Origin of the sequence: Streptomyces sp. T028 (genome assembly GCF_048159505.1) — a bacterium.
GTDB lineage: Bacteria > Actinomycetota > Actinomycetes > Streptomycetales > Streptomycetaceae > Streptomyces.
In genome coordinates this window covers 81565-108325 of record NZ_JBLRVZ010000008.1, presented here as the reverse complement: position 1 = coordinate 108325, position 26761 = coordinate 81565, and the positions used below count along the sequence as shown (strand labels likewise).

Genomic DNA, 26761 nt, shown 5'->3' with positions numbered 1-26761 from the left:
CCCATGAGCACGACCCCTCCACCACAGGCCACGACCGACGACAAGCGCCCCGCCACCGCCGCCCACGCCCCCGATGACGGGGCGTTCGCCTGGCTGCGCGCCCTCGGGCCGCGTGGCCGCCGCGCCTTCGCCGGCGCGTTCGGCGGCTACGCCCTCGACTCCTACGACTACTTCACGCTGCCACTGAGCATGGTGGCCTTGACGGCGTACTTCGGCCTGGACAACGGCCAGACCGGCCTGTTCACCACGGTCACCCTGGTCGTATCCGCGATCGGCGGGGCGGTCGCGGGGGTCGTGGCCGACCGCATCGGCCGGGTCAGGGCCCTGATGATCACGGTGATCACGTACGCCGTGTTCACGGTCGCCTGCGGCTTCGCGCCGAACTACGAGACTCTGCTCGTCTTCCGCGCCCTGCAGGGCCTCGGCTTCGGCGGCGAGTGGGCGGTCGGCGCGATCCTGGTCGCCGAGTACGCGAGCGCGCGGCACCGGGGCCGCACCCTCGGCGCGATCCAGAGCTCCTGGGCCGTCGGCTGGGGGCTGGCGGCGATCGTCTACACGCTGGTCTTCTCGTTCTTCGACGAGGACGTGGCCTGGCGGGTGATGTTCTGGACGGGCGCGCTGCCCGCGCTGCTCGTGGTGTGGATGCGGCGCCGGGTGAAGGACGCGCCGCAGGCGACCGCCGCACGCGAACAGAGCGCGACGAAGGGATCGTTCCCGGCCATCTTCAAGGGCCCTCTGCTGCGCACGACGCTCTTCGCCGGCCTCCTGTCCACCGGCGTCCAGGGCGGCTACTACACCCTGGCGACCTGGGTGCCGACCTATCTGAAGTCGGACCGGGGCCTGTCGGTGGTCGGCACGGGCGGCTATCTGAGCTTCCTGATCTCGGGCGCGTTCCTCGGCTACCTCACCGGCGGCTACCTCACCGACCGGCTGGGACGGCGCCGCAACATCTGGCTGTTCGCCCTGCTGTCGGCGTTCTGCGTCCTGGCGTACGCCAACATCCCCGACGGCGCCAACACCCTGCTCCTGGTCCTCGGCTTCCCGCTCGGGTTCTGCATGTCGGCGATCTTCAGCGGCTTCGGGTCCTTCCTGAGCGAGCTGTACCCGACGGCGGTGCGCGGCACCGGACAGGGCTTCACGTACAACACCGGGCGCGCCGTCGGCGCAGTCTTCCCCACCACGGTCGGCTTTCTGGCCGACAGCTGGGGTGTGGGCGGTGCGCTGGTCTTCGGCGCACTCGGTTACGGGATCGCCGCCCTGGCGCTGCTGGGGCTGCCGGAGACACGCGGGAAGGAACTGGAGTGAACCGTCCGATCCTCACCGAGGACCGCCTCTCGACCGTCACGGAAGACATCCCGCTGACCCTGGTGGACGAGCACGCGCACGCGTGGAGCCCCGCAAGTGCCCGGACCCGCTTCCGGGAGGGCCTTGCGGGCCCCACGGCCGGGGTCGCGGCGGGCCACACCCAGGTCAACCTGATCTCGGTACCCGCGGACTGGGCGTACGACATGCTGCTCTTCTGCCAGCGCAACCCGAAGCCGTGTCCGGTTCTCGACGTCACCGACGCCGGTGCGTGGACGACCGTCCTGGCCGAGGGCGCCGACCTGCGCACCGATCTGCCGCGCTACCGGGTGTGGGAGCACGGCGAGCTGGTGGACGAGCCGACGGATGTGCGCGCGTACTGGCGCGAGGACCTGGTGTCGTTCCTGATCGGCTGCAGCTTCACCTTCGAGTGGGCGCTGTCCGGGGCGGGCGTCCCGATCCGCCACCTCGAACAGGGACGCAACGTCCCGATGTACGTGACGAACCGGCAGTGCCGGCCGGCGGGCAGGCTGCACGGCCCGATGGTGGTGTCGATGCGTCCGGTGCCGCCGCGGCACCTGGCGGCCGCCATCCGGGAGAGCAGTCTGCTGCCGGCGGTGCACGGCAGCCCCGTACACTGCGGCGATCCGTCGGGACTGGGCATCGACGACCTCGGCCGGCCCGACTTCGGCGACCCGGTGGACGCCGAACCGGACGACATCCCGGTGTTCTGGGCCTGCGGTGTGACCCCGCAGGCCGCGGTGATGGCCTCGCGCCCGCCGTTCGCCCTCACCCACGCACCGGGGCAGATGTTCCTGACCGACGCCCGCGACGAGCAGTACCGCGTGGCCTGAGCAGGACGCACGCAGGAATGGCGCGTGCAGGAACGGCGCGTGCAGGAATCAGGAAGGAACCATGACCTCGATCGATCTGAACGCCGACCTCGGTGAGGGCTTCGGCCGCTGGCAGCTGACCGACGACGAACGACTGCTGTCCGTCGTGACGAGCGCCAATGTGGCCTGCGGCTTCCACGCCGGGGACGCGGCCACCATGCGGCGGGTGTGCGAGCTGGCGGCCGAGCGGGGCGTGACGATCGGCGCGCAGGTCTCCTACCGCGACCTGGCCGGGTTCGGGCGGCGCGCCATGGACGTGCCGCCCTCCGAACTGGCCGCCGAGGTCGCCTACCAGATCGGCGCCCTGGAGGTTTTCGCCCGGGCGGCGGGCGCTCGCGTGGCGTACGTGAAGCCGCACGGCGCGCTCTACAACCGGGTCGCGCACGACGAGCAGCAGGCCGGCGCGGTGGTCGACGGGGTGCTGCTCGCGGACGCCACGCTGCCCGTGCTCGGGCTGCCGGGCTCGCGTCTGCTGGACGCGGCCCGGAAGGCGGGGCTGCCGGCCGTCACGGAGGCGTTCGCGGACCGCGCGTACACCGAGCAGGGCACGCTCGTGCCGCGTGGTCTGGACGGGGCCGTGGTCACCGATCCGGTCGCCGTCGTCGAACGGTCGGTGAGCCTGGCCCGTTCCGGCACGGTCGCCTCCGCCGCGGGGTCGGTCATCGAGGTACGCGCGCGTTCCCTGTGCCTGCACGGCGACACGCCCGGCGCGGTGGAACTGGCGCGCCGGGTCCGGCGCCGACTGGAGGCGTCAGGGGTGCGTGTGGAGGCCTTCGCATGAGCCTGCGTGTCCTGCCGGTCGGCGACGACGCCCTGCTCGTCGAGGTGGCCTCGGGCGCCGAGGCGGAGGCCCTGCACGCGGAGCTGGTACGCCGTCGCGCGGCCGGCCTGCTGACGGCCCGGGAGATCGTCCCGGCGGCCCGGACAGTGCTCCTGGACGGTGTGCGCGACCCGGTCCGTCTGACGTCCGAACTGACGGCTGCCGACATCCCGCCCGCTCCCCCGCGGGCGCACGAGGTGATCGAGCTGCCGGTACGCTACGACGGCCCCGACCTCGCGGACGTCGCCGCCCACTGGGGTGTCTCCGCGCGCGAGGTGGTCCGTATCCACGCGGACACCGAGTTCCGGGTCGCGTTCTGCGGCTTCGCACCGGGCTTCGGCTATCTCACCGGGCTGCCCCCGCGCTACGACGTCCCACGCAGGGCCACGCCGCGCACCGCGGTGCCGCCGGGCTCGGTGGCGCTGGCGGGGCCGTACACGGGTGTGTACCCGCGTTCGTCGCCGGGCGGCTGGCAGCTGATCGGCAGCACGGACGTGGTGCTGTGGAACCACGCGCGCGTACCGGCCGCGTTGCTCTCGCCCGGCACGCGCGTGCGTTTCGTCGCGGCGGAACCGGCGGGTGCCGGGTGACCGACCGCGCTCTCTCCGTCGTCCGCGCGGGGGTCCTCACCACCGTGCAGGACCAGGGGCGGCCCGGACACGCCCACCTCGGCGTGCCCCGCTCCGGCGCGCTGGACGCGCCCGCCGCTGCCCTCGTCAACCGGCTCGTCGGCAACCCTCCCGGGGCGGCGGTCCTGGAGACCACCGTCAACGGCTGCGCGCTGCGGCCCCGTTCCGCCGTGACCGTCGCGGTCGGGGGCGCGCCCTGCCCGGTGACGGTCAACGGACGCCCGGCCGCCTGGGGAGCCCCCCTGCGGCTGCCCGCCGGGGCGGTCCTCGATGTCGGATCCGCCGTCTCCGGGCTGCGCAGTTACGTCGGTGTGTCCGGCGGCGTGACCGTCGAACCGGTCCTCGGCAGCCGCTCCACGGATCTGCTCTCGGGACTCGGCCCCGAACCCCTCACGGACGGCATGGTCCTGCCTCTGGGCCCCGAACCCGCCGCGCACACGCGCGTGGACGTCGCCCCGCAGGCCGCTCCCCCGGCCGAACTCGTCCTCCGGGTCACGCTCGGCCCGCGCGACGACTGGTTCACGCCGGACGCCGTGCGCGTCTTCACCACGCGCGCGTACCGCGTGTCCCCGGCGAGCAACCGCATCGGTCTGCGCACCGAGGGCCCCGTCCTGGAACGCGCCCTGCCCGGCGAACTGGCCAGCGAGGGCATGGTCCTGGGCGCCGTCCAGGTGCCCCCCAACGGCCAGCCGGTGGTGTTCCTCGCCGACCATCCGACCACCGGTGGCTACCCGGTGATCGGGGTCGTCCGCACGACCGACCTCCCGGCCGCCGCCCAGGCGGTACCGGGCACACCGGTCCGTTTCGTGGCGGTACGACGCCTGTGACGACGTCGGACCGCCAAACGGCACCCTGATCCCCAAAGGGGCGCGGGGCTGTGTCGATATGCGGCTCCGCCGCGTGGGCGCGACCAGCCACTACGGACCCGCAGGTGATGCGCTGCACTTCCGGCGGAGCGCTCAGGCGGCGTCCGGTTGTGGTTCGGTCGCCGACAGGGCTGCCAGGGCCGCGGAGACCGCCGCCGACGCCCGCAGGTCGAGCCGGGCGCTCGTCCCCCGCGCGCGGTGGCGCATCTCGTCGGCGGCCAGCCGGAGCAGCTGGGGCAGCAGGTCGGTGCAGCGCCGGGCCACCCAGCCGGTGCCCGCCGTCGCCAGCCACCACAGGCTCGCCGAGGTCGTCGGCGCCGGGAACTCCGGCTCGGGCGAGGGCGCGGGTCCGGTGGCAAGGCCCTCCTCGGCCAGCAGCGCGTGGAAGCGCACGGCCAGTTGCCGGTGCCCCCGCTCGCCCGGGTGCAGCCGGTCCGCGCTCCACATCGCGCGGTCCGTCAGCCAGGCGCCCTCGGCCGCGTGCAGATGGACGGCTCCGTAGCGTTCGGACAGCGCGTGGACGAGTGTGTTGACCGCGCGCTGGCGCCGGGCCAGCGGACGGGCGAGGGCTCCGGGCAGGCCGAGCATGGCGCCCGGGTCGGGCAGGCACGCGGTGAGCAGAACCGCGCCCTGCTCGGCGAAGGCGGCGTACACCGTGTCGAGCCGGGCGGCGACGGCGTGGATGTCGAACGTGCAGCGCAGGGTGTCGTTGACGCCCACGACGACGCCCACCACGTCGGGCCGCAGCTCCAGCCCGGCCGGAAGCTGCCGCTCCAGCACGTCCCGCGTCTGCGCCCCGCTGACCGCGAGGTTCGTGAACTCCACGGACCCCGCGGACCCCACGGACCCCACGGACTCCTCGCCGAGCCCTCCGGCGAGCAGCGCGGCCCAGCCGCGCCACCCGTCACCGGCCGGGTCGCCCACCCCCTCGGTGAGGGAGTCACCGAGGGCGACGAAACGGACGCGTCTCATCCGACCCCTCCGGTCACGACGGAACGCACCCGTACCGTCGCGTCGTGCGCCGCCAGGAACGCCGCCACCGACGTCCCCCACCCGAAGCACTCCGCACGCGCGCGTGCCGCCTCCCTGCGCTCGGCCACGGACCGCTCCAGAAGGCTCTCCACCGCGTCCGCGAAGGCGGCGCCGCGGTCGGCCGCGACCGCGCCCGCCTCGCCGATCACCTCGGGCAGCGCCGAGGACGCGCTGACGACCACCGGTGTCCCGCAGGCCATCGCCTCCAGGGCGGCCAGCCCGAACGTCTCCGCGGGCCCCGGAGCCAGGCACACGTCGGCGGAGGCCTGCAGCGCGCCCAGGGCACCCCGGTCCGCGACGTGCCCCAGGAAGGTCACCGGCAGCCCGCGCTCCCGGGCCCGCTGCTCCAGGCGCGGCCGCAGCGGCCCGTCCCCTGCGATCACCATGACCGCCCGCACACCCCGCCCCACCAGCGCCTCCAGGGCGTCCAGCGCGGTACCGGGCCGCTTCTCCACGGACAGCCGGGTGCAGGTGACCAGCAGGACCTCGTCCTCGCGCGCGTGCCTGGCCCGTACGGCTGCGTCGTACAGCGAGGGATGCCGGGCGACGAGGTCGACGCCGAGCGGGGCGCGCACCACGTTCCGCGCCCCGATCCGTACGAACTCCCGTTCGGCGAACTCCGTGGTGCACACCACGCGCGCGTACGTGTGCGCCGTACGGATGTTGAGCGCGTCGGCGGTGCGCCGGGCGGCGGCCTCGGACAGGCCCCAGGTGCGCAGCACGCCGTCGGCGGTCTCGTGGGAGACCATCACGGCGGGGACGCGGGCGCGCCGTGCCCACTTGCCGGTCCAGCGCAGCGTCGTACGGTCGGAGACCTCCAGGCGGTCGGGGGCGAGGTCCTCCAGGAGGCGGGCGAGACGGCGTTTGTCGGTGAGGACGCGGTAGCCGCCGGTGCCGGGCAGGAGCGGTCCGGGCAGGGTGATCACGCGGCCCTGTTCGGTGTCGCGGTCGCCCGCCCGCTCGCCCGGCACGATCAGGACGGGTTCGTGACCGGCCTCGCGGTAGCCCTTGCCGAGTTCGCGCAGAGCGGTGCGCAGCCCGCCCGAGGCGGGGGCCACGAAGTTGGCCAGGCGGACGATCCGCAGCGGCCCGCCGCCCACACCGCCACCGGTCGGCCCGCCGCTCATGCCGCCACCACCAGGCGGCGCGCGGCCAGCACGTCCCCGTAGTGCCCGATGAGCTGGTCGCCGACGGCGGCCCAGGTGCGCCCCTCGACCGTGGCGCGCCCGGCGTCGCCGTACGCGGTCCGCAGGGCGGGGTCGGCGGCCAGGGTCGCCACCGCGTCCCGTACGGCGGTCGCGTCACGCGGCGGGAAGAGCAGGCCGGTGCGGCCGTGGGCGACCAGGTCCAGCGGGCCGCCGGCGGCGGGCGCGACGACCGGCACACCGCTGGCCATCGCCTCCTGCACGGTCTGGCAGAACGTCTCGAAGGGGCCCGTGTGCACGAAGACGTCCAGGGAGGCGAAGATCCGGGCCAGGTCGTCGCCGGTCCGGCGGCCGAGGAAGACCGCGCCGGGCAGGGCCTCGTCGAGGTGGGCGCGGCTGGGCCCGTCGCCCACCACCACGACCCGTACACCGTCCAGCCCGCACACCCCGGACAGCAGTTCGACCTGCTTCTCGGGGGCGAGGCGGCCGACGTAGCCGACGATCAGTTCGCCGTTGGGGGCGAGTTCGCGGCGCAGGGTCTCGTCGCGGTGCTCGGGGCGGAAGCGGACGGTGTCCACACCGCGCTGCCACAGCTTGACCCGGGGTATGCCGTGCGTCTCCAGGTCGTGCAGGGCGGCGCTGGAAGGGGCCAGGGTGAGGTCGGCGGCGGCGTGGACGGAGCGGATGCGCCGCCAGGCGGTGGCCTCGCCGATGCCCATGTAGGTGCGGGCGTATCCGGCCAGGTCGGTCTGGTAGACGGCGACGGCGGGGATGCCGAGTTTGGCGGCGGCCGCCATGCCGCGTACGCCGAGGACGAAGGGGCTGGCCAGGTGGACCACGTCGGCGCGGTGCTCGGCCATGGCCGCGGCGACGCGCCGGCTGGGGAGGGCGACGCGGACCTGGGGATAGCCCGGGAGCGGGAGGGAGGGGACACGGACGACGGGGCACGGCGCACAGGCGTCGGGCCCGGTACCGGCCGCGGTGGCCGGTGCGACGACGAGCGGAGAGTGACCGCGATCTACGAGGTGCCGGGCGGTCTGGAGCGCGCAGTGAGCCACGCCGTTCACGTCGGGGGGAAAGGATTCGGTCACGATGACGACACGCATACCGGTGTTGTCGCCGCCTTGGACGTGGCCGCGTCAACGTGGATCTTTCCTGACGACAAACGTCCCATGAGCGTTGCGCTGCGCGCGCCGGCGCACTCCGAACGGCCCGCGCCGCCGGTGCCCGAGCAGGTCAGACGGTGTCCATGCCCGCCTGACCCGTGGGTCATCCGGTGTTCACCGGGCGGGCGTGCGTCGGCCGCTCCGGCGGCGCCGGGCCGGTCGTGTGTCTACATCGCCGAGGCCGCGTCCGGTCCGATCCGGCTGCGTACGGCCGTCTGGACCTCGGCCTCCTCGGCGGGGTCGGCAGCGAGCCGCCGGAGGCGTTCCACGACCCGGGCGTCGCCGGTCTCGGCGTGCCGGGCGGCGATCTCCCGGGTGGCCTCCTCGCAGTCCCACAGGCATTCGACGGCGAACCCGGTGGCGAAGGAGGGGTCGGTGGCGGCGAGGGCGCGGGCGCAGCGCCCGCGGAGATGGGAGGAGGCCGTCTCGCGGTAGATATGGCGCAGCACGGGGGCCGCGCAGACGATACCGAGGCGTCCGGCGCCGTCGACGAGGGTCCACAGGGTCGGTGCGTCGCAGCCTTCGCCGCGTACGGCCTCGCGCAGGGCTCCGAGGACGAGGTCTCTGTCCCTGCTGCCGCCCCGGCAGGCGAGCATGCGGCCCGCGGCGGCGCCGAGGGCGTCGGGCCGGTGGGCCCAGCCGCGGGCCCGCTCGACGGCGGCGATGCTGCGCATGCGTTCGAAGGCGTCGACGGCGGCCTCCACGACGGGTGTGGAGCCGGTGGTCACGGCCTGCTCGACCAGGACCAGGGCATCGGGGTCGTTGCAGTCGGCGAGGTAGCGCAGGGCGGTACACCGGGCGCCGTCGGTACCGTCCTTGGCGGCCTGCACGATCTCCGGCCGGTCCTCGGGGCCGGCCACGGCGCTGAGACAGCGGGCGGCGGGGACATGGAGGGCCGCGCCGCGCTCCAGGCCCTGTTGGGCCCACTCGAAGACGGCCCGGACGCTCCAGCCGGGGCGTGGTCCGCTGGGACTCATCTGGCGTTGCCAGCGGTCGAAACAGCCGGCTTCCTGGGCGGCACGCACGCGTGTGGAGACGTATTCGCGGGGATCCTCGGCCCATAGCCGCCAGGGTCGTGGCTCGAAGGCGTCCCGTACGGCGGCGGCCAGTTCGGCCTCGCCCTCGGTGTCGGTGGCGAAGCGGGCGAGCACGGGTGCGGCGAGGGCGCGCAGCCCGGCGTCGTCGTCGCGCAGGGCGAGCTCGTCCAGGGCCCAGGCCCAGTTCGCGCCCGTGGTCGCGTACCTGCGCAGCAGTTCGAGGGCGTCCCGCCGGCCGTAGGAGGCGAGATGGCCCAGGACGGCCAGGGCAAGGCCCGTGCGTGACTCCTCGGTGTCGAAGGCGTCCTCGACGTCGAAGAGATGCGCCTCGATCTCGTCCAGTTCGCCGCTGAGGTCGAGGTAGAGACGGGCGTAGTAAAGGGAGCGGTTCTCCACCTGCCAGTCGTGGCGTGGATCGCGCAACACACAGTGGTTCAGTGCCGCGAGCGCTTCGGCGCGCGGGGCGGTGAGCGCGTGCAGCGTACCGTCGCCTCGGCCCCTCTGAAGGAGGCCGAGCAGGGTTCCGCTGGGCGCTATGACCGGATCGAACATGGGAAACAGCCTCACATCAAGCGTCGACGCAACCGGGGACGTGCACTACCTGGCCGCGTGACAACACGTCGGGGCGCCCGCCGTTTCCTGCTTGCTGTAGACCATCTTCCTCTGCCTCTCGTCGGTGGCCCATGCGGACCGCATCACGGCCCGCGCGGTGCGGCAACACCTGCCCAGCCATCGCGTCCGTGAATCACGTCGTCATGATGACCCGGCTGTTCAGCCTGCCGCGACCGATATTTCCGGCGGCCCCGTACCGCCTCCCCCGTGGTCGTTGATTTACCTGGTCAGGAACTTCGTATTACCTGATCGGAAGCCGTCGGCTCGACGGGCTAGGAGCCGCCCGCCGCGTGCGCGCCGAACAGTTCCAGCAGCTCGGCCCTCGCGAACATCCGGGCCGTGTCGACGGCCGACGGGGTGCCCGCGGACGGGTCGGCGCCCGCCTCCAGAAGGACCTTGATCACATCCGTCTCGCCCTTGAAGGCGGCCCCGGCGAGCGGGGTCTGCCCTCGGTCGTTGATCCGGTCGGCCTCGGCGCCACGGGCCAGCAGGGCCCGGACCGCGTCGGCGTGGCCGTGATAGGCGGCGAGCATCACGAGACAGTCGCCGCGGTCGTTGGTGAGGTTGGCCGGAACGCCCGCGTCGACATACGCCACGAGCTCCTCGGTCCGCCCCTGCCGGGCGAGATCGAAGATCTTGGTCGCCAGCTCCACGACCTCGGGGTCGGGGGCTTCAGTCATCGGCCTGGACCGCCTCTCACTCACAACTCGGGTCAACCGTTCAGGTGAATCGTCAGCGTACTGGCTCGTCGGGCACATGGGCGGTCCCCTCCGAGGCAAAGATCACGGAGCGACCCGTTCGCCGCAATTCTCCTGCTCAGGCAGCCAGGCAGACATTCCGCCAGTCGGGGGAAATCTGCGGAAAATCACCCGGTTGCACCTTTTATCGTATGGATACATCCTGTGATCCTGGAAGTACTCATGGTGACTGTCCCCACGAACCAGGAGATCTCAAATGATCCTGTCCATCTCAGGCGTCGTCCTGCTCGGCATCATCGTCTTCCTGTTCTTCCGGAAGGACGGACTGAAGGCGTCGCACGCGTGCGTCTCGGCCCTGTTCGGCTTCTACCTGGCGAGCACGGCCATCGCCCCGAGCATCAAGGCGGGCGGCGAGAGCCTGGCCGGTCTGCTCGGCGGCATCAAGTTCTGACGTCGCCCGTCCCGCCGAACACCATTTCCGTACGCACGATCAGGAGACAGCAGTGGCCCGGCGCCCCCTCCCCCGCATCCTGAGCACAGGCAGCGCGCAGATCGCCCGGAGCCGGGAGCTGGCTCGGACGGCGGCCGACAGCGCCACCGACGTCCTGCATCCACTGATCACGATCACGCGCGGTCTGCGCCGACTGGCCTCGGCCGGGCGGCGCAGATGGGCCGAGACCCCCAAGGACAAGCGCGGCCCGCTGCTGTTCCTGGTGGCCTCGCTGATCCTGGTGGTGGCGCTCGTGCCGTACGGCCCGCTGCTCGCCGTCATCACCCTGATGGCGGCGGCGGCCTGGCAGGGCCGGGACCGCACCCCACCGGCTCCCGACGGCCCCGACGAGTCGCAGACCCAGCGGCTCCAGTCGCTGTACGAGGCCCTGGTCCCGTACTTCTCGACGGCCGAGGACCCTTCTCCCCTCTACGCACACGGCGGCGAGTGGGAGAAGGCCTTCCCGGCATACGAGTTCGACGCCTCGGCCCGCGTCACCCAGCTCGTGATCCGCTACCCCGCCTACTTCCCGGACGGCGAGGCCGAGCCCCGCGCGCGGGTCGAGCTGCTGCTCACCGCCAAGGCGGGCCGCGGCCGCGAGTACCTCTTCACCTGGGACGAGGAGGGCAACGAACTCACGGTCGACGTCCTGGCCCCGCTCCCCACCGACATCGCCGCCCAGCGCTTCGTCACCGCGCCCGGCGAGACGGTCCTCGGCTTCACCGACCCCATCCGCGTCCAGCGCACGCTCCCCCTCACCTACGGCGAGGAACAGCGTGACGTCCCGCCGGTCGTCTGGCGCACCGGCGTCCGCTCCACCGAGCCGCATCTGCTGGTGGTCGGCCAGCCCGGCAGCGGCACCTCCACCCTGCTGCGCTCCATCGCGCTCCAGGCCCTCCAGTACGGAGACGTCCTGATCGTCGAGGGCGGCGGCACCGGCGAGTACGCCTGCCTCAGCGGCCGGGACGGTGTCCTGGGCGTCGAGGTCGGACTCGCCGGGGCGCTGACCGGCCTGGAGTGGGCGGCCCAGGAGACCGAGCGCCGGCTGGTCGAGGCCAACCAGGCCCGTCAGGCGGGGCAGGCTCCGCCGGACGACACCAAGCGCCCGCTGTGGATCCTCCTCGACCGGCCCACCGCCTTCACCCCGCTCGCCGAGGCCGACGGGCGCAAGGATCCGCAGTCGCTGCTCCAGGTGCCCCTGCGGCACGGTCGCGCGGCCTCGGTGACCGTGGTCGTGGCCGAGCAGTTCGACTGCGTGGACCTGCTGAGCGACGCCGTACGGCAGCACACGCGCGCGCGTGTCGTGCTCGGGCCCGCCTCGGCCGGGCGGCTGGCCGCCGTGCTCGGGGCTCCTCCGCACACCACGCCCGTCGAGCAGGTTCCGCCGGGGCGGGGGTATGCGCGGCTGGGGGCGGGGCCGGTGCACCGGCTTCAGGTGCCGGCCACTCCGGATCCGTACGACGACGCGACGAGTGAGGTGCAGCGGCGGGCGGTGCTGGAGTTGTTGCCGCCGCGGAGTACTCCTGCGGATGCGGAGCCGGTGGCGGTGCCGGTGGAGGCGGTTGTCGTGGCCGAAGCCTGAGAAGTCGGCGCTGGTGGTGGGGGGTGGGTTTCACTCGCCCGCGCCGGCGGGGTGCCGCTGCGCCCACCCGTGCCGCCCCCGCGGCACGATTGCCCGCAGCTACGGGGCCTCAAGCAGCACCCACTGCCGGGCGAGCACCAACCCGCAGCACGAATCCCCGCAGCTACGGGGCCTCAAGCAGCACCCACTGCCGGGCGAGCACCAACCCGCAGCACAATTCCCCGCAGCTACGGGGCCTCAAGCAGCACCCACTGCCGGGCGGGCACCGACCCCGCAGCACGAATCCCCGCAGCTACGGGGCCTGAAGCAGCACCGGCGGCCGGGTGGGCAACAACCCAGCAGCGGTATGGAACAGCAGTCGCTGCCCGGTGGGCAACGACCCAGCAGCGCGACTGACCGCAGCTTCGGGGCATGGAGCAGCGGCCGCTGATGGGGGGCGCTAAGCCACGAACGTGCGTGGTGCTTCGCCGCCCGCCGTGCCTCCGTTCTGGACGATCTTTGCCGCCGCCGCCAAGCGGGCTGCCGCTTCGTCCGCCACCGCTCCGCCCACCGTGAACGGCAGGCGGACGTATCCCTCGAAGGCGCCGTCCACACCGAAGCGCGGGCCCGACGGGACGCGGACGCCGACCCGCTCCCCGGCCTCCGCGAGGCGGGAGCCGGACAGGCCGCCGGAACGGACCCACAGGGTCAGTCCGCCCTTCGGTACGGCGAACTCCCAGTCGGGCAGCTCCCGTCGCAGCGCCGCGACCAGCGCGTCCCGGTTCTCCACGGCCTGCGTGCGCCGCAGGTCGACCGCCTGCTCCCAGCCGCCGGTGCTGAACAGCCAGTTCACCGCGAGCTGCTCCAGCACGGGGGTGCCCAGATCGGCGTAGGCGCGGGCCGCGACCAGGCTGCGGATGACGTCCGGAGCCGCCCGCACCCAGCCGATGCGCATCCCCGCCCAGAACGCCTTGCTCGCCGAGCCGACCGTGATCACCGTCGACCCGGCGGGATCGAACCCGCACACCGGCCGGGGCATCTCGACGTCCTCGTCGAGCCACAGCTCCGTCATCGTCTCGTCGGCGACCAGCACGGTCCCGGCGGACCGAGCGGCCTCCACCAGTCGCCGCCGCTGCTCCTCGTCGGCCAGCGCGCCGGTCGGGTTGTGGAAGTCGGCGACGACGTACGCGATCCGCGGCGCGGCCTCGCGCAGCACCTGGCGCCAGCGGTCCATGTCCCAGCCGGCGAGTCCCTCGGCCATGGCGACGGGCACCAGCCGGGCACCCGCCTCCCGCATGAGCTGGAGGATGTTGGCGTAGGAGGGCGACTCGACGGCGATGCGCTCGCCGCGCCCGCCGAAGAGATGACAGATGGCGTCGATGGCGCCCATGGCACCGGTCGTCACCATGATCTGCTCGGGCATCGTCGGGATCCCGCGCGCGGTGTAGCGGTCGGCGATCATGGAGCGCAGCGCGGGCAGGCCGGCCGGATAGTCGCCATGTGTATGGGCGTACGGGGGCAGTTCCTCAAGGGCTCCCGTGACCGCGCGGGTGAGCCAGGGCTCGGGTGCCGGGAGGGCCGCGCAGCCCAGGTCGATCATCGAGCCGAGGGCCTCCGGCGGCAGCGGTTCCAGGCCGCGCGCCGGCAGCGGGTTGCCCGCCGGGACGGCCGTCCAGCTGCCGGCCCCGCGCCGGGACTCCAGGAAGCCCTCCGCGCGCAGCGCCTCGTAGGCGGCGGCGACCGTCGTACGGCTCACGGAGAAGGACAGGGCCAGTTCGCGTTCGGCGGGCAGCCGCGCGGCCACCGGGACCCGGCCCTCCAGGACGAGCAGCCGGATGCCGTCGGCGAGCGCCCGGTAGGCGGGCGGGCGGCGGGTGCCCGGGCCCGCCGGGCGGTCCTGCTGGGACCTGAGCAGCCGAGCGAGCTGGGCGGCCCCCACCGCGGAGGTCCACTGCGCCATGGTTACCAGTCCACCTTCCCCGAATTGGCCATGGATGACGATTTCTTCCAAGCCACAGAGTGTCACGAGTCAGGCCACTCTCACCACCAGGGGGCTTCCCTTGTCCACACCGACGTCCACACCAACGTCCACACCGCCCCGGTCCACCAGGGGACCTCTCCTTCGACGACTGCTCCAGCTGTACGCCGGTCTCGCCCTCTACGGCGCCAGCGCCGCCCTGCTCGTAGAGGCGGGCCTCGGCCTGGAACCCTGGGGTGTGCTCCACCAGGGCCTGGCCGAACGCACCGGTCTGACGATCGGTGTCGTGTCGATCGTCGTGGGCGCGGTGGTGCTGCTGCTGTGGATCCCGCTGCGCCAGCGGCCCGGCCTCGGCACGGTCTCCAATGTCTTCGTCATCGGTCTCGCGATCGACGGCACCCTGGCAGTGGTCCCCGAGGTGCACGTCCTGGCCGTACGCGTTCCTCTCCTGGTCGCCGGTGTCGTGCTCAACGGGTTGGCCACCGGCCTGTACATCGCGGCCGCCTTCGGCCCGGGTCCGCGCGATGGCCTGATGACGGGCCTGCACCAGCGCACCGGCCGCTCGATCCGGCTCATGCGGACGGCGATCGAGGTGGCCGTCGTCGTGACCGGTTTCACGCTCGGCGGCACCGTCGGCATCGGCACCCTTGTCTACGCGCTGTCCATCGGTCCCCTCGCCCAGTTCTTCCTGCGGGTGTTCGCCGTTCCGAAGGCATCCGGCGGCAGCACGGTCGTTGCCACGGGGACACCCCATGGGGCGATACTGCGCAGGTGACCACCCCCATACGCCACCCCTACCTCGACCATCCGGGCCCCATCCCGTTCGCTCACCGCGGCGGGGCCGCGGACGGTCTGGAGAACACCGTGGCGCAGTTCCGGCGCGCGGTGGAGACGGGTTACCGCTACATCGAGACCGATGTGCACGCCACCCGGGACGGCAAGCTCGTCGCCTTCCACGACGGGACGCTGGACCGGGTGACCGACGGCGCCGGCCGTATCGCCGACCTGCCGTGGGCGGACGTACGCCACGCGCGCGTGGCGGGCAAGGAGCCGGTGCCCCTCTTCGAGGAGCTGCTGGAGACCTTCCCCGATGTGCGCTGGAACGTGGACATCAAGGCGGAACCGGCGCTGCATCCCCTGCTCAACCTCATCGCCCGCACCGGTACCTGGGACCGGATCTGCGTGGGTTCGTTCTCCGAGGCCCGGGTCGTGCGCGCCCAGCGGCTGGCCGGGCCGCGCCTGGCGACGTCGTACGGCACCCGGGGTGTGCTCAATCTGCGGCTGCGGTCCTGGGGGGTGCCCGCGGCGCTGCGGCCCTCGGCGGTGGCCGCGCAGGTGCCCGAGACCCAGTCGGGCATCCAGGTCGTGGACCGGCGCTTCGTGCGGACCGCCCACGCGCGCGGGCTGCAGGTGCACGTGTGGACCATCAATGATCCCGATGCCATGCACCGGCTCCTGGACCTGGGAGTCGATGGCATCATGACCGATCACATCGACACGTTGCGCAAGGTCATGGAGGACCGGGGCGTCTGGGTCTGACCCGCCGCACACCGTCATCGAAAGCCTTCGCACCAGCGGGAAGCGAGGGCACGGGTGGGCACCGACACCGTGCGGACGGCGGGGTCCGACGAGGCCGCCGGGCGGCGGCGCGAGCAGCGCGGCTGGTACTTCTACGACTGGGCGTGCTCCGTCTACTCGGCGAGCGTCCTCACCGTGTTCCTGGGGCCTTATCTGACGTCCGTCGCCAAGGAGGCGGCGGACGCCGACGGGTATGTGCATCCGCTCGGCATACCGGTGCGCGCGGGGTCGTTCTTCGCGTACTCCGTGTCCCTGTCGGTGGTCCTGGCGGTGGTGGTGATGCCCCTGGTGGGCGCCGCCGCCGACCGCACGGGGCGCAAGAAACCGCTGCTGGGTGTCACCGCCTATGTGGGCGCCACGGCCACCACCGGCATGTTCTTCCTGGGCGGCGACCGCTATCTGCTCGGCGGGGTGCTGCTGGTCGTGGCGAACGCGTCCATGTCGGTCGGCACCATGCTCTACAACTCCTATCTCCCGCAGATCGCCCCGCCCGAGGAACGCGACGCGGTCTCGTCGCGCGGCTGGGCCTTCGGGTACGCGGCCGGTTCGCTGATGCTGGTCGTGAACCTGGTCCTCTATCTCGCCCACGACTCCTTCGGCGTCTCGGAGTCGACGGCCGTGCGCATCTGTCTGGCCTCGGCGGGCGTGTGGTGGGGCGGCTTCGCGATCATCCCGCTGCGGCGACTGCGCGACCGGGGCCAGGCCGAGCCGGCGGCCGTGCGGGAGGCGACGGCTCCGGGACTGCGCCAGCTCGCGGCGACGCTCCGCGACATGCGCCGCCACCCCCTCACCCTCTCCTTCCTCCTCGCGTACCTCATCTACAACGACGGCATCCAGACCGTGATCTCCCAGGCGTCGGTCTACGGCTCCGAGGAACTCGGCCTCGGCCAGTCCACGCTCATCGGCGCCGTGCTGCTGGTGCAGGTGCTGGCCATCGCCGGCGCCTTGACCATGGGGCGGCTGGCCCGGACGTACGGCGCGAAGCGGACGATCCTCGGCTCACTGGTGGCCTGGACGCTCACGCTGGGGGCCGGGTACTTCCTGCCGGCCGGGGCCCCGGTGGGCTTCTTCCTGCTGGCCGCCGCGATCGGACTGGTCCTGGGCGGCAGCCAGGCGCTCTCCCGGTCCCTGTTCTCCCACCTCGTCCCGCCGGGCAAGGAGGCCGAGTACTTCTCCGCGTACGAGATGAGCGACCGCGGGATGAGCTGGCTCGGGCCGCTGCTGTTCGGGGTCACGTACCAGCTCACCGGAAGTTATCGGGACGCGATCATCTCCCTGGTGGCCTTCTTCGTCGTGGGGTTCCTGCTGCTCGCGCGGGTTCCGGTGCGGCGGGCGATCGGTGCCGCCGGAAATCCGGTGCCCGAGAAGATTTAGCGCTCAAGGCGAAAGGGCGGTAGTGTACGCGTTTGGCCTGCCAGGCGTACCGTTACTGCGCGTCAAAGATGCCGAAACGCTGGGTGACATCTCCTTTCAGATGTGACAAACCGGGCGCCGGTGGGTACTGCACTGGTTGACAAGGCTGCGGCTACGACGGCGACGCATGACCCGGAACGGGACTCGGAACGGGAATCTTTACCGCCGACCGGACGTTGACCGGATGACGACGACAGCGACACCTGTCCTGTGGGCGACAAGCCCGGGAGGCACGATTCATGAGTGAGCGAGCTCTTCGCGGCACGCGCCTCGTGGTGACCAGCTACGAGACGGACCGCGGCATCGACCTGGCCCCGCGCCAGGCCGTGGAGTACGCATGCGAGAAGGGGCACCGGTTCGAGATGCCCTTCTCGGTCGAGGCGGAGATCCCGCCGGAGTGGGAGTGCAAGGTCTGTGGCGCCACTGCACTCCTCGTGGACGGCGACGGCCCTGAGGAGAAGAAGGCCAAGCCCGCGCGTACGCATTGGGACATGCTGATGGAGCGGCGGACCCGCGAGGAACTCGAAGAGGTCCTCGAGGAGCGGCTGGCCGTTCTGCGGTCCGGGGCGATGAACCTTGCGGTGCATCCCCGGGACAGCCGCAAGTCGGCCTAGCGGGAAAGCTTGGAATTTCAGCGCACGCACATGACCGCGGGCGCCGTACGTGAAATACGTACGGCGCCCGCGGTCGTTGTGTTACTGCTCGTCCCTGATGACCTCGCCCTGGACCACCTTGCCGTCCGGGCGGTGGATGCGGGCCTGCTGGAAGGCGTCGCCCAGGGAGCCGGGGGTGGCGGTGGCGAGGAGTTTGCGTTCGGCGTAGGCGCTGAGGGCCTTCTGGACCGGCGGGAGCAGGAGGAGCAGGCCTGCGGCGTCGGAGATCAGGCCCGGGATCATCAGGAGCAGGCCGCCCAGCATCATCAGGCCGTTGCCTGAGCCCTTCGACGGGGAGCCGCCTCGCTGGAGGGCCTCGTTCAGGTTCCGGAAGGCTCGGCGGCCCGCGCGCTTGATGACCACGGAGCCGAGGACGAAACCGGCGACGAGGAGCAGGAAGACCACGAACCCGCTCGTCGCGGCCGCGACCGTGGACAGCAGCCAGATCTCCAGCACGAGCCACGCGGCGAGCCCCAGGGGCAGGAACGTCCGCAGGCGCGAGCGCCGGGGGCGGAGGGGAGCGGAGCCGGGGCCGGAAACGGGGTACGTCGGGATCGGAGCGCCAGTCGTCATGCTCCCAGTGTGCACGGATCCTGCTCAGAGTGGCGTAAAGGGGCGATCAGCCCTCGCTGTGGGGCTTCGCGGGTGCCTCGGCGGACGGCGACGCGGCGGGTTTCCTGGGGGCCGGCGCCCTCGGAGGCTCGGGCTGGTCCGCGGACCGGCCCGTGATCTTGCCCACGCGCTCCCCGACGCCCCACGCGGTGACCCGCCACAGCGCCTCGACGAGGATGTCCCGGCTCATCTTGGAGTCGCCGTGTTCGCGCTCGACGAAGGTGATGGGGACCTCGACGACGTGGAAGCCCGCCTTGACGGCGCGGCGGGCGAGGTCGACCTGGAAGCAGTAGCCCTGGGAGGCGACCTCGTCGAGGCCGAGGCCCTCGAGGGTCTCGCGGCGGAAGGCCCGGTAGCCGCCGGTGATGTCGCGCAGGGGCAGGTCCAGGGCGAGGCGGGAGTAGAGGCTGCCGCCGCGGGAGATGAACTCGCGGGACCTGGGCCAGTTCACCACGCGGCCGCCGGGGACCCAGCGGGAGCCGAGGACCAGGTCGGCGCCCTTGAGCGCGGTGAGCAGGCGGGGCAGTTCCTCGGGCTGGTGGGAGCCGTCGGCGTCCATCTCGATCAGGACGCCGTAGCCGTTCTCCATGCCCCAGCGGAAGCCCGCCAGGTAGGCGGCGCCGAGGCCCTCCTTGCCCTTGCGGTGCAGGACCTGGACGTGGTCGTCGCCGGATGCCAGCTCGTCCGCGAGCTTGCCGGTGCCGTCGGGGCTGTTGTCGTCGGCCACGAGGACATGGGCCTCGGGGACGGCCTCGCGCACCCGGCCGACGATGCTCTTGATGTTCTCCGCCTCGTTGTAGGTCGGGATGATCACCAAGGCGGTGCCGAGCGGGCCGAACTGCCTCCCCCGCTTCTGTGCCGCGAGGGTCCCGTCGCCGTCGTTCACTGCTGCCCCTTCGTGTCCGTACGCAGGCCACCACCATAGTGGCCGCCGCCTGCGATGACGTGACAGGACGTTCGAATGGTGGTGTCGATTCCCCAAGAGCGGGGTAAGAACTAGCTTTTGGCCTTGTATGTACGTTCGTACCCCGCCCGGGTGCGTCGAAGCGTGCGGCGGATGGGGGCCCGGCGCCCTTCGGGCCGACCTGGGGCCCGCTGGCTGCGGGTCGACCGAAAGCCGTTGTCTACTGAGCGCCCGGGCCCCACCCGGGTCACACCTCCCCGACCGGACGGAACGTTCCCTCGCTGCGGCGCTTGCGCTGAGCCTGGCTGCCAGTGGCGGTGCCCCGGTGCGGCACACCGTCCCTGACCCAGCGGCGCCGCCGCGAGTGCGCGGACGTTCTGCGGCGGGGCGTCCGGTGGTGGACCCGGCCGAACCTACCGGCCCCCCGCCATCGGCTGTCAACAGCCGTTTGACCTGCGACTTTCCGGTCAATGCGCTGGTCAGCGGGGAGGCGGTGCCGTGTCCACCTCGGCGTGCGGACGGGTGATCTTCCCCGCACCGGCCCTCCGGAGGTCACTCGCCCGGCCGTACGAACACCGTTCTTCCGGCGACCACCGTGCGCAGGCACACGGGCAGGTCGGCGCCGGGGGTGAGGTCGGGCAGGCCGGGGGTGCCGGAGCGGGGGTCGGTCGACCAGCGGGCGACCCGGTCGTCGGGGGCCTGGACGATCAGTTCGTCGGTTCGCCAGACCGCGTAGTCGGCGGGTGCGCCGGGGACGAGGACACCGGCGTCGTCGCGGCCGATCGCCCGCCAGCCGCCGCGCGTGTGGGCGGTGAAGGCGGCGCGTACGGAGACGCGGTGCTCGGGGGTGCGGTGGAAGGCGGCGGCGCGGACCGTGCCCCACGGGTCGAGCGGGGTGACCGGGCTGTCCGAGCCGAAGGCCAGCGGGACGCCGGCCCGCAGCAGGGCCGCGAAGGGGTTGAGGGTGCGGGCCCGCTCCACGCCCAGACGCTGGGCGTACATGCCGTCCTCGCCGCCCCACAGGGCGTCGAAGGCGGGCTGTACGGAGGCGGTCAGGCCGAGCTCGGCGAAGGCGGCGACGGTCTCGGGCGTCAGCATCTCGGCGTGCTCGACCCGGTGGCGGGCGGCGCGGACACGGGCGAGGCCGACCTTCTCGGCGGCTGCCCGCACGCCGTCCACGACGGCGGTCACGGCGGCGTCGCCGATGGCGTGGAAGCCCGCCTGGAGGCCCGCCTCGGTGCAGGCGACCACATGGGCGGCGACGTCGGCGGCGGTCAGGTAGGCGGTGCCGGTGTGGGCGGCGTCGGTGTAGGGGGTGTGCAGACAGGCGGTGTGGGAGCCGAGGGCCCCGTCGACGAACAGGTCCCCGGCGGCGCCGAGCGCGCCCAGCTGCCGGGCCCGGTCGACATCGCGTTCGGCCCAGTACCCGACGACCCTCGGGCCGCTCTCCTCGGCGGCGAGCCGGAGCAGGTCCGTGAAGTCGTCCTCGGAGGAGATCTCGGGGCCGCCGCACTCGTGGACGGAGCCGATGCCGAGGGAGACGGCGTGCGCGAGGGCGGCCCGCTGGGCCTCGGCGCGCTGGGCGGGCGTCACGGCTGCGAACGCGGCGGCCCGGACGGTGTGGTGGGCGTCACGGGTCAGCGGCTCGCCGTCGGCGTGGCCGGGCTCGGTGCGGGCCCGGGGCGCCAGCTCCAGCAGGGCGGTGGTGACCACGGCCGAGTGGACGTCGATCCGGCTGAGGTAGAGCGGCCGGCCACCGGTGGCCTCGTCCAGTTCGTCGCGCCGGGGTGCGCGCCCCTCCGGCCAGCGGGAGGCGTCCCAGCCGTGCCCGAGCAGCACCTTGTCCTGCGGGCGGGTGGCGGCGAAGTCCCGTACGAGGGCGAGGGCCGCCGTGAGGGAGGGGGCGGCCGACAGGTCGAGGCCGGTCAGGGCGAGGCCCGTCGAGGTGGTGTGGACGTGGGCATCGGTGAAGGCGGGGGTGACGAGGGCGCCGTCCAGGTCGACCACCTCGTCGACGCCGTCCGCGAAGGCGTCGGCCGCGCCCTCCGAGCCGACCCAGGCGACCTGGCCACGCTCGACGACCATCGCGGTCGCGAACGGGTCGGCGGGGCTGTGGACCTCTCCGCGGCGGAGCAGGACGGTCTTCGGATCGGGCGTGCGCTCACTCATGACCGACAGTTTCTCGCGCAGCGGCACGGCACCCACACCTGGGGCGCCTCGACAGGGCGCGTCTCCGGGATACGCGCTCCCGGACACGCGGCGGCCGGACAGGTCCTAGATACGCGGGGGCCTCGCCTCGTAGGGCGTGGACAGGACGACGGTCGTCCGGGTCGACACGCCCGCGAGGGCGCGGATCCGGCTGAGCAGTTCCTCCAGCTCGTGCGGGGTGGCCACCCGCACCTTGAGGATGTAGTTCTCATCGCCCGCGACGCTGTGACAGGCCTCGATCTCGGGCACGCCGGCCAGCCGGTCGGAGATGTCGTCGGGGGCGCTGGGGTCGAACGGTTTCACCGAGATGAAGGCGGTCAGGGGCAGCCCGACGGCCTCGGGGTCGACGACGGCCGCGTAGCCCCGGATGACGCCGCGCTGTTCCAGCCGGCGCACCCGCTGGTGCACGGCCGACGTGGACAGGCCCGTGGCCTTGCCCAGGTCGGTGTAACTCATCCGCCCGTCCTTGACGAGCAGCTGCACGATCTGCCGGTCCAGCTCCTCCATGACGCAAGAACCTACAGTGCGCGTGATCTCCTCGGATACCTGCGCACCCCAGGTCATACCCGGTTTGTGATGTGGTGAGGGGTAGCCGGGAGTCACCTGTGGGCCCGCTGGGCGCTCAGGCCGGTCCCGCGGGCACCTGCGCATGGCATGTGACGAAGACCACAGCGTCCGTCGAGGCTTCGTGATGTGCTCGTGATTACCGCCGAGACGGGCTGGGAAGTGCTTGCTGTGGTCGAGGCCGCAGTGCCTTACGGCCCAGCCCGAGGGGGAGAATCCCATGCAGAGTCTTAAGCGCCCTGGTCGCACCGCGCCCAAGCGGCTGTCCGTCGTCGAGCCCGAGCCGGAGGGCGTCGAACCCGACGACGCCGACTTCGACGCCGCGGATGAGCTCGACGCGTACGACACCTTCGAGATGTACCGGGTGATCTGCCCGGACTGCGCGCAGTCCATCGCGCTGCTGGCGGACGAGCAGGTCCTGCCGGAGCACGCGCTGTGCGCCTCGCCGTGGAACCCGTTCGGGCTCACGGTCTGCGCCGGCACCGGACGTTCGGCGTCCGAGGCCCGGTCCGAGGACGAGGGCGACACGGCCCAGGAGCAGGACACCGCGATCGTGCTGACGCTCCCTCAGGGGCTCGACTGGCGGATGCAGCCCTTCTCGCACGTCGGCGGCCCGGGCTCGCGCCCGATGCGCGTACCGGCGATGCGCCGCCACGCGGCCTGAGCCGCGTCGCCCGCTCTCAGGAGCCCGCTTCCCAGTAGCTGCCCTGCACCATGGCCCGCAGGCTGCCGTGGTGCAGGATCAGTGTGTCCGGATCCGCCGGGACGGCCACCTCGCCGAAGTACGCCTGGCGGTAGGCGATCCGCAGCATGACGATCGCGTGCCGCAGCGCCGCGTACAGGGTGTGGAAGTCCATGTTCCGGGGCGGGTGCCCGGTGAGGTCCGCGTAGCGTGCCTCGACCCGGCCGCGGCGCAGGAAGCCGGGCAGTCCGCGCTGTCCGGAGGCGACCGTCAGGTCGTGGAAGAAGCGGTGCAGGTAGACGGTCCAGCCGAGGTCGACCTCGCGCGGGGCGAGCGCCGCCATCTCCCAGTCGAGTACGGCGGCGGGCTCGAAGCCGTCGTAGACGATGTTGCCGATCCGGGCGTCGCCCCAGCTGAGGACGGGTGGGCCCGGGGCCTTCGGCCACAGGTCCTCCAGCCGGGCGAAGGCGTCCTCGATCAGCGGTGACGGGGCGAGTCCGGCGATCACCCAGTCGTAGTAGTCGCGTTGGGCCGTGACATGGCGGCGCAGGGCGTCGCCCTCGCCGGGGAGGGCGAGGAACTCGGCCTCGACCACGGGTACTTGGTCGTGGAGCCGGGCCAGCAGGCCGATCGTCGCGGCCTCCAGCCGCTCCCGCTCCGTGTCGCTCGCGGCGTGCAGCCAGTTCCCCTCGTAGGTGTAGGGCATCACGTCGGGCGGGACCCGTCCCTCGACGCGCTCCATGACGAAGAACGGCGCACCGAGCGGCCCCGGGTCCTCCTCCAGCCACAGCACGCGGGGCACGGGCACGTCGGTGTGTGCGGCGACCAGCCGCAAAGTGCGGTACTGGCGGACCATGTCGTACACGGGGAAGACGGTGTACGCCGCAGGGTCCGCCGCGAGTCTCAACGCACAGTGGCGCAGCGGTGGTTCGGGATGCTCGACGTCGAAGAGCAGGGTCTCGCTGGACAGTCCGTTGGAGGCGGGCACGGTCACGCCGGTCGCTCTGGCGCCCGGCAGCCGGGTGCGGAGCCAGGCGGTCAGCCGGCGGCTCAGTACCTCGGGGTCCCGGGTGGTGGTGCGGGGTCGCGGTGCCGTGGTCATGGCTCAACCTCCTTGTGGATCAACCCCCTTGCGGGGCGACCGAGTCGAAGCCCGAGAAGCCGCTCGGATCGTGCCGGCCGAAGGAGCCGTGCTCGAAGACGCCGTAACCGGTCTGGCCGTCGAGCCGGAAGCGGGCCGCGTGGTCGGTCACGCCGTAGGCGGCCCGGGGGTGAGGGGCCGTCAGGTCGTAGGTGCGGCGGTCGGTCCAGCGCGGGCCGCGCCAGGTGCCGTGCTGCCAGTCCTCGGCCGGTGGATACCCGGCGCCTGTCGCGAGCGGGGAGGAGGTGAGAATTTCCGCCTCCAGTTCCAGGGGTTTGCGGATGTCCCCGAGACGGATGAGGGCGTGCTCGGGGTGACGGGTGCCCGGCCGGTAGGTGATCTCGGCCTGGGGCCAGCCGAGTTGACGGTCGCGGCGGCCGGGACGGACGAGGGTGGCGTCGTTGAGGGAGCGGTGGCCGTCGGCGTCCTCCTGGGTGATGACCATCAGGAAGCGGTCGTCGAAGCGGACCGGGCACCAGATCCAGTGGAAGCCCTCGGTCGGGTGCTCCTGCGCCAGCCGCCCGCCCTCCTCTCCGGGCACCGGGCGCACCCCCCAGCTGCGGTCCCGGGTCCCGGTCCAGGCGCCGGCCGTCAGCCGGATCGCCTCCCCGCCCGCCCGCAGCCACCCCACGCACCGGCCCGCCTGCACGAACCTCTTCCCCTCCAGCGTGAGCCGGCCACCGCGCCGCTGCTGGTGGTGCGGCTCCCACAGGGCCGGGAAGTCCGCCGACCAGTGGATCTCGTACGACAGTCCGTCCGGGTCGTCCGGGTCGGCGGCGCAGCTCAGCACGAAGTCCCGCAGCGGCCGCTCGACGCGGATGCGCAGTGGGCCGACCTCCAGACGCATCCGGTCCTCGCCGAGGGCGTCGGAGGCGCGGACGGCGTACAGGGTGTCCCCACGGCGGAAGGTGGTGTAGGCATCGATCACCCCGAGGTTGGGGTAGACGCCGAGGCCGGTGATCAGCAGGGCGCGGCCCTCGTGGTCGAGGACGTGGAAAATGCAGCGGTCGTAGGCGTTGCGGTCCCCGGTCGCGACGTGCTTCATCGACAGGGGCACCTGGTGGACGGGGTACTCGTCGAGCGGCACGGGGCGGTCGTCGACCACGGGCACACCTCCCTGGACGCAAGGGATTTGACGGTACGTCAGGGTCGGCGCGGCGGCCAGATACGGGACCGGCCGAACCCGGGGCCGGGGCCCTGCCGAACTCACTCGCGACCGAACGGGCCGTGACCTGCCCTCACACCGCCGCGTTGCCCCGGTATGCCCCTCACCTCCACCATGGCGCGCGGACGTCATCGCCCGCCCGGTGCCTCCGCGGAACCCGAAGACATGGAACACAGACGTCCGCACCTGGGCCGACGACGGCCGCACTCTGCCCGGGCGGCACGACCCGGAGTGGGTGCGGCTGGCGGCTCCTCGGGTGCGGCCGGGGCAGTTCAGCGAGTCTGCGGACCCAGCAGATGACGGGCGATGACCATCCGCTGGATCTGGTTCGTTCCCTCGACGATCTGCAGGGCCTTGGCCTCGCGCAGATAGCGCTCGACGGGGAAGTCGGCGGTGTAGCCGTATCCGCCGAGGACCTGGACGGCGTCGGTGGTGACCTGCATCGCGGCGTCCGTGCAGTGGAGTTTCGCCATGGCCGCCTGCCGGGCGAACGGCCGGCCGGAGTCCCGCACCCGCGCCGCCGCCAGATACAGGGCGCGGCCCGACTCGACGCTGGTCGCCATGTCGGCGAGCAGGAAGCGCATCCCCTGGAAGTCGGCGAGGGGCCGGCCGAACTGCCGGCGCCCGCCCGCGTAGGCGACGGCCTCGTCAAGGGCCGCCTGGGCGAGCCCGACCGCGCAGGCCGCGATGCCGAGCCGCCCGGAGTCCAGCGCGGCCAGGGCGATCGCGAAGCCCTGCCCCTCCTCGCCGAGGCGGCGCGCGTCGGACACGCGGACGCCGTCGAAGTGGATCTGGGCGGTGGGCGAGCCCTTCAGCCCCATTTTCCGCTCCGGCGTCGCGGCGGTGAGGCCGTCGGCGTCACCTGGCACCAGGAAGGCGGTGATCCCGTGCGGACCCTCGCCGCCGGTGCGCGCCAGCACGGTGTAGAAGTCGGCGATCCCGCCGTGCGTGGTCCAGGCCTTGGTGCCGTCGATCACCCACTCCTCGCCGTCGCGCACGGCCCTGGTCCGCAGCGCGGCCGCGTCCGATCCGGAGGACGGTTCGGACAGGCAGTACGCACCGAGCAGCCCGCCGGCGAGCACAGCCGGCAGCTGCGCGGCCCGCTGGGCGTCGGTGCCGTGGACGGCGAGGGCGTAGGCAGCCAGCGTGTGGACGCTGACACCGAGCCCGACGGTGAGCCGGGCCGCGGCGAGTTCCTCCAGGACCTGGAGGTAGACCTCGTACGGCTGGTCGCCGCCGCCGTGGCGGGAGTCGTACGGCAGTCCGAGCAGCCCCGACACGGACAGGAGGGTGAACAGCTCACGCGGGAAGCGCCCCGCGTCCTCCTCCTCGGCGGCCCTCGGGACGATCTCCCGCCGGGCGATGTCCCGGACGAGAGCCAGCAGTTCCCGCGCCTCCTCCGTGGGCAGGAGACGGTCCACCGGTGCCGGCGCGTGCTCGCTCATGGGGCGCCTCCTCACTGGCCGCCCGGCGGCCCGGCGCTCCCGGCCGACCTGCGGCTTCGCGCTGTGAGTATGCCCGCGGGGCGGCGTCCCCGCACGGCGGAACGGCTCCGGGATTGGTCCAAACCATTGACCGAACTGGTCTAGTCCTCCTACCGTTTCGCTCCAAC

Annotated in this window: 25 protein-coding genes; 12 read left to right on the top strand and 13 right to left on the bottom strand. The window is 72.8% G+C overall.

Going from position 1 to position 26761, the window contains the following annotated elements:
• Positions 1–3: 3 nt before the first annotated feature.
• The 5 genes from ACLZN2_RS08690 to ACLZN2_RS08670 all read left to right on the top strand — a co-directional run bounded on the left by ACLZN2_RS08690 (position 4) and on the right by ACLZN2_RS08670 (position 4471).
• Entirely contained in the window at positions 4–1305 is a 1302-nt protein-coding gene (locus ACLZN2_RS08690; protein WP_416977783.1) for an MFS transporter, read from the top strand.
• On the top strand, positions 1302–2156 hold the full coding sequence (locus ACLZN2_RS08685) for a putative hydro-lyase (protein WP_416977782.1): 855 nt from the start codon (positions 1302–1304) through the stop codon (positions 2154–2156). The genes ACLZN2_RS08690 and ACLZN2_RS08685 overlap by 4 nt, the downstream gene beginning before the upstream one ends.
• Before the next feature lie 61 nt (positions 2157–2217).
• Positions 2218–2976 carry a LamB/YcsF family protein gene (locus ACLZN2_RS08680; RefSeq protein ID WP_416977781.1) on the top strand — a complete coding sequence of 253 codons (759 nt, stop codon included), beginning with the start codon at positions 2218–2220 and terminating at the stop codon, positions 2974–2976.
• Positions 2977–2978: 2 nt separating this feature from the next.
• The gene (locus tag ACLZN2_RS08675) at positions 2979–3605 is read left to right on the top strand and encodes a 5-oxoprolinase subunit B family protein (RefSeq protein ID WP_416977811.1); all 627 of its coding nucleotides are present in this window, start codon (positions 2979–2981) and stop codon (positions 3603–3605) included.
• Positions 3602–4471: a biotin-dependent carboxyltransferase family protein gene (locus ACLZN2_RS08670; RefSeq protein WP_416977780.1), complete on the top strand. Its 870-nt coding sequence runs from the start codon at positions 3602–3604 to the stop codon at positions 4469–4471. Before ACLZN2_RS08675 ends, ACLZN2_RS08670 begins: the two co-directional genes overlap by 4 nt.
• A gap of 132 nt (positions 4472–4603) precedes the next feature.
• Here the strand turns inward: ACLZN2_RS08670 and ACLZN2_RS08665 are convergent, their stop codons facing one another.
• The 5 genes from ACLZN2_RS08665 to ACLZN2_RS08645 form a co-directional block, all read right to left on the bottom strand.
• Positions 4604–5482 (bottom strand): SGNH/GDSL hydrolase family protein, encoded by an 879-nt coding sequence (locus ACLZN2_RS08665; RefSeq protein WP_416977779.1) that lies wholly within the window; start codon positions 5480–5482, stop codon positions 4604–4606.
• Entirely contained in the window at positions 5479–6669 is a 1191-nt protein-coding gene (locus tag ACLZN2_RS08660; protein WP_416977778.1) for a glycosyltransferase, read from the bottom strand. Before ACLZN2_RS08660 ends, ACLZN2_RS08665 begins: the two co-directional genes overlap by 4 nt.
• A complete protein-coding gene (locus ACLZN2_RS08655; RefSeq protein ID WP_416977777.1) occupies positions 6666–7793 on the bottom strand; it encodes a glycosyltransferase family 4 protein in 1128 nt (375 codons plus the stop codon). Before ACLZN2_RS08655 ends, ACLZN2_RS08660 begins: the two co-directional genes overlap by 4 nt.
• A 227-nt stretch (positions 7794–8020) precedes the next feature.
• Positions 8021–9442, bottom strand: coding sequence for a HEAT repeat domain-containing protein (locus tag ACLZN2_RS08650; protein WP_416977776.1), 1422 nt, complete (start codon positions 9440–9442; stop codon positions 8021–8023).
• Between the two features lie 332 nt (positions 9443–9774).
• Entirely contained in the window at positions 9775–10182 is a 408-nt protein-coding gene (locus ACLZN2_RS08645; RefSeq protein WP_416977775.1) for an ankyrin repeat domain-containing protein, read from the bottom strand.
• A gap of 274 nt (positions 10183–10456) precedes the next feature.
• Here ACLZN2_RS08645 and ACLZN2_RS08640 point away from each other — a divergent pair, with 274 nt between their 5' ends.
• On the top strand, positions 10457–10651 hold the full coding sequence (locus tag ACLZN2_RS08640; protein WP_133916307.1) for a hypothetical protein: 195 nt from the start codon (positions 10457–10459) through the stop codon (positions 10649–10651).
• Between the two features lie 52 nt (positions 10652–10703).
• A complete protein-coding gene (locus ACLZN2_RS08635) occupies positions 10704–12272 on the top strand; it encodes a hypothetical protein (RefSeq protein WP_416977774.1) in 1569 nt (522 codons plus the stop codon).
• Positions 12273–12711: 439 nt separating this feature from the next.
• On the opposite strand, the gene ACLZN2_RS08630 is transcribed toward ACLZN2_RS08635, so the two are convergent.
• Positions 12712–14211: a PLP-dependent aminotransferase family protein gene (locus ACLZN2_RS08630; protein WP_416977773.1), complete on the bottom strand. Its 1500-nt coding sequence runs from the start codon at positions 14209–14211 to the stop codon at positions 12712–12714.
• Positions 14212–14245: 34 nt separating this feature from the next.
• Here ACLZN2_RS08630 and ACLZN2_RS08625 point away from each other — a divergent pair, with 34 nt between their 5' ends.
• From ACLZN2_RS08625 to ACLZN2_RS08610, 4 genes are all read left to right on the top strand, one after another.
• A complete protein-coding gene (locus tag ACLZN2_RS08625) occupies positions 14246–15004 on the top strand; it encodes a YczE/YyaS/YitT family protein (RefSeq protein ID WP_416977772.1) in 759 nt (252 codons plus the stop codon).
• Complete coding sequence (locus ACLZN2_RS08620) at positions 15001–15768, top strand: glycerophosphodiester phosphodiesterase (RefSeq protein ID WP_416977771.1); 768 nt, start codon at positions 15001–15003, stop codon at positions 15766–15768. The genes ACLZN2_RS08625 and ACLZN2_RS08620 overlap by 4 nt, the downstream gene beginning before the upstream one ends.
• A 54-nt stretch (positions 15769–15822) precedes the next feature.
• Positions 15823–17181, top strand: a complete 1359-nt coding sequence (locus ACLZN2_RS08615) for an MFS transporter (RefSeq protein ID WP_416977770.1) — start codon at positions 15823–15825, stop codon at positions 17179–17181.
• 278 nt (positions 17182–17459) lie between these two features.
• Positions 17460–17834, top strand: a complete 375-nt coding sequence (locus ACLZN2_RS08610; RefSeq protein WP_055637205.1) for an RNA polymerase-binding protein RbpA — start codon at positions 17460–17462, stop codon at positions 17832–17834.
• 81 nt (positions 17835–17915) lie between these two features.
• On the opposite strand, the gene fxsA is transcribed toward ACLZN2_RS08610, so the two are convergent.
• The 4 genes from fxsA to ACLZN2_RS08590 all read right to left on the bottom strand — a co-directional run bounded on the left by fxsA (position 17916) and on the right by ACLZN2_RS08590 (position 22104).
• The gene (gene fxsA / locus ACLZN2_RS08605; protein WP_416977769.1) at positions 17916–18446 is read right to left on the bottom strand and encodes an FxsA family membrane protein; all 531 of its coding nucleotides are present in this window, start codon (positions 18444–18446) and stop codon (positions 17916–17918) included.
• Between the two features lie 46 nt (positions 18447–18492).
• On the bottom strand, positions 18493–19371 hold the full coding sequence (locus ACLZN2_RS08600) for a polyprenol monophosphomannose synthase (protein WP_416977768.1): 879 nt from the start codon (positions 19369–19371) through the stop codon (positions 18493–18495).
• Between the two features lie 570 nt (positions 19372–19941).
• Positions 19942–21558, bottom strand: coding sequence for an amidohydrolase (locus ACLZN2_RS08595; protein WP_416977767.1), 1617 nt, complete (start codon positions 21556–21558; stop codon positions 19942–19944).
• A 105-nt stretch (positions 21559–21663) separates the two neighbouring features.
• On the bottom strand, positions 21664–22104 hold the full coding sequence (locus tag ACLZN2_RS08590; RefSeq protein WP_055638077.1) for an Lrp/AsnC family transcriptional regulator: 441 nt from the start codon (positions 22102–22104) through the stop codon (positions 21664–21666).
• 277 nt (positions 22105–22381) lie between these two features.
• On the opposite strand from ACLZN2_RS08590, the gene ACLZN2_RS08585 reads away from it, so the two are divergent.
• Positions 22382–22825: a hypothetical protein gene (locus ACLZN2_RS08585; RefSeq protein ID WP_416977766.1), complete on the top strand. Its 444-nt coding sequence runs from the start codon at positions 22382–22384 to the stop codon at positions 22823–22825.
• A 16-nt stretch (positions 22826–22841) separates the two neighbouring features.
• Here ACLZN2_RS08585 and ACLZN2_RS08580 read toward each other — a convergent pair whose 3' ends face one another.
• The 3 genes from ACLZN2_RS08580 to ACLZN2_RS08570 form a co-directional block, all read right to left on the bottom strand.
• Positions 22842–23945: a phosphotransferase family protein gene (locus tag ACLZN2_RS08580; RefSeq protein ID WP_416977765.1), complete on the bottom strand. Its 1104-nt coding sequence runs from the start codon at positions 23943–23945 to the stop codon at positions 22842–22844.
• A 19-nt stretch (positions 23946–23964) separates the two neighbouring features.
• A complete protein-coding gene (locus tag ACLZN2_RS08575; RefSeq protein WP_416977764.1) occupies positions 23965–25089 on the bottom strand; it encodes a hypothetical protein in 1125 nt (374 codons plus the stop codon).
• A gap of 332 nt (positions 25090–25421) precedes the next feature.
• Positions 25422–26594 (bottom strand): acyl-CoA dehydrogenase family protein, encoded by a 1173-nt coding sequence (locus ACLZN2_RS08570; RefSeq protein ID WP_416977763.1) that lies wholly within the window; start codon positions 26592–26594, stop codon positions 25422–25424.
• Positions 26595–26761: the final 167 nt, after the last annotated feature.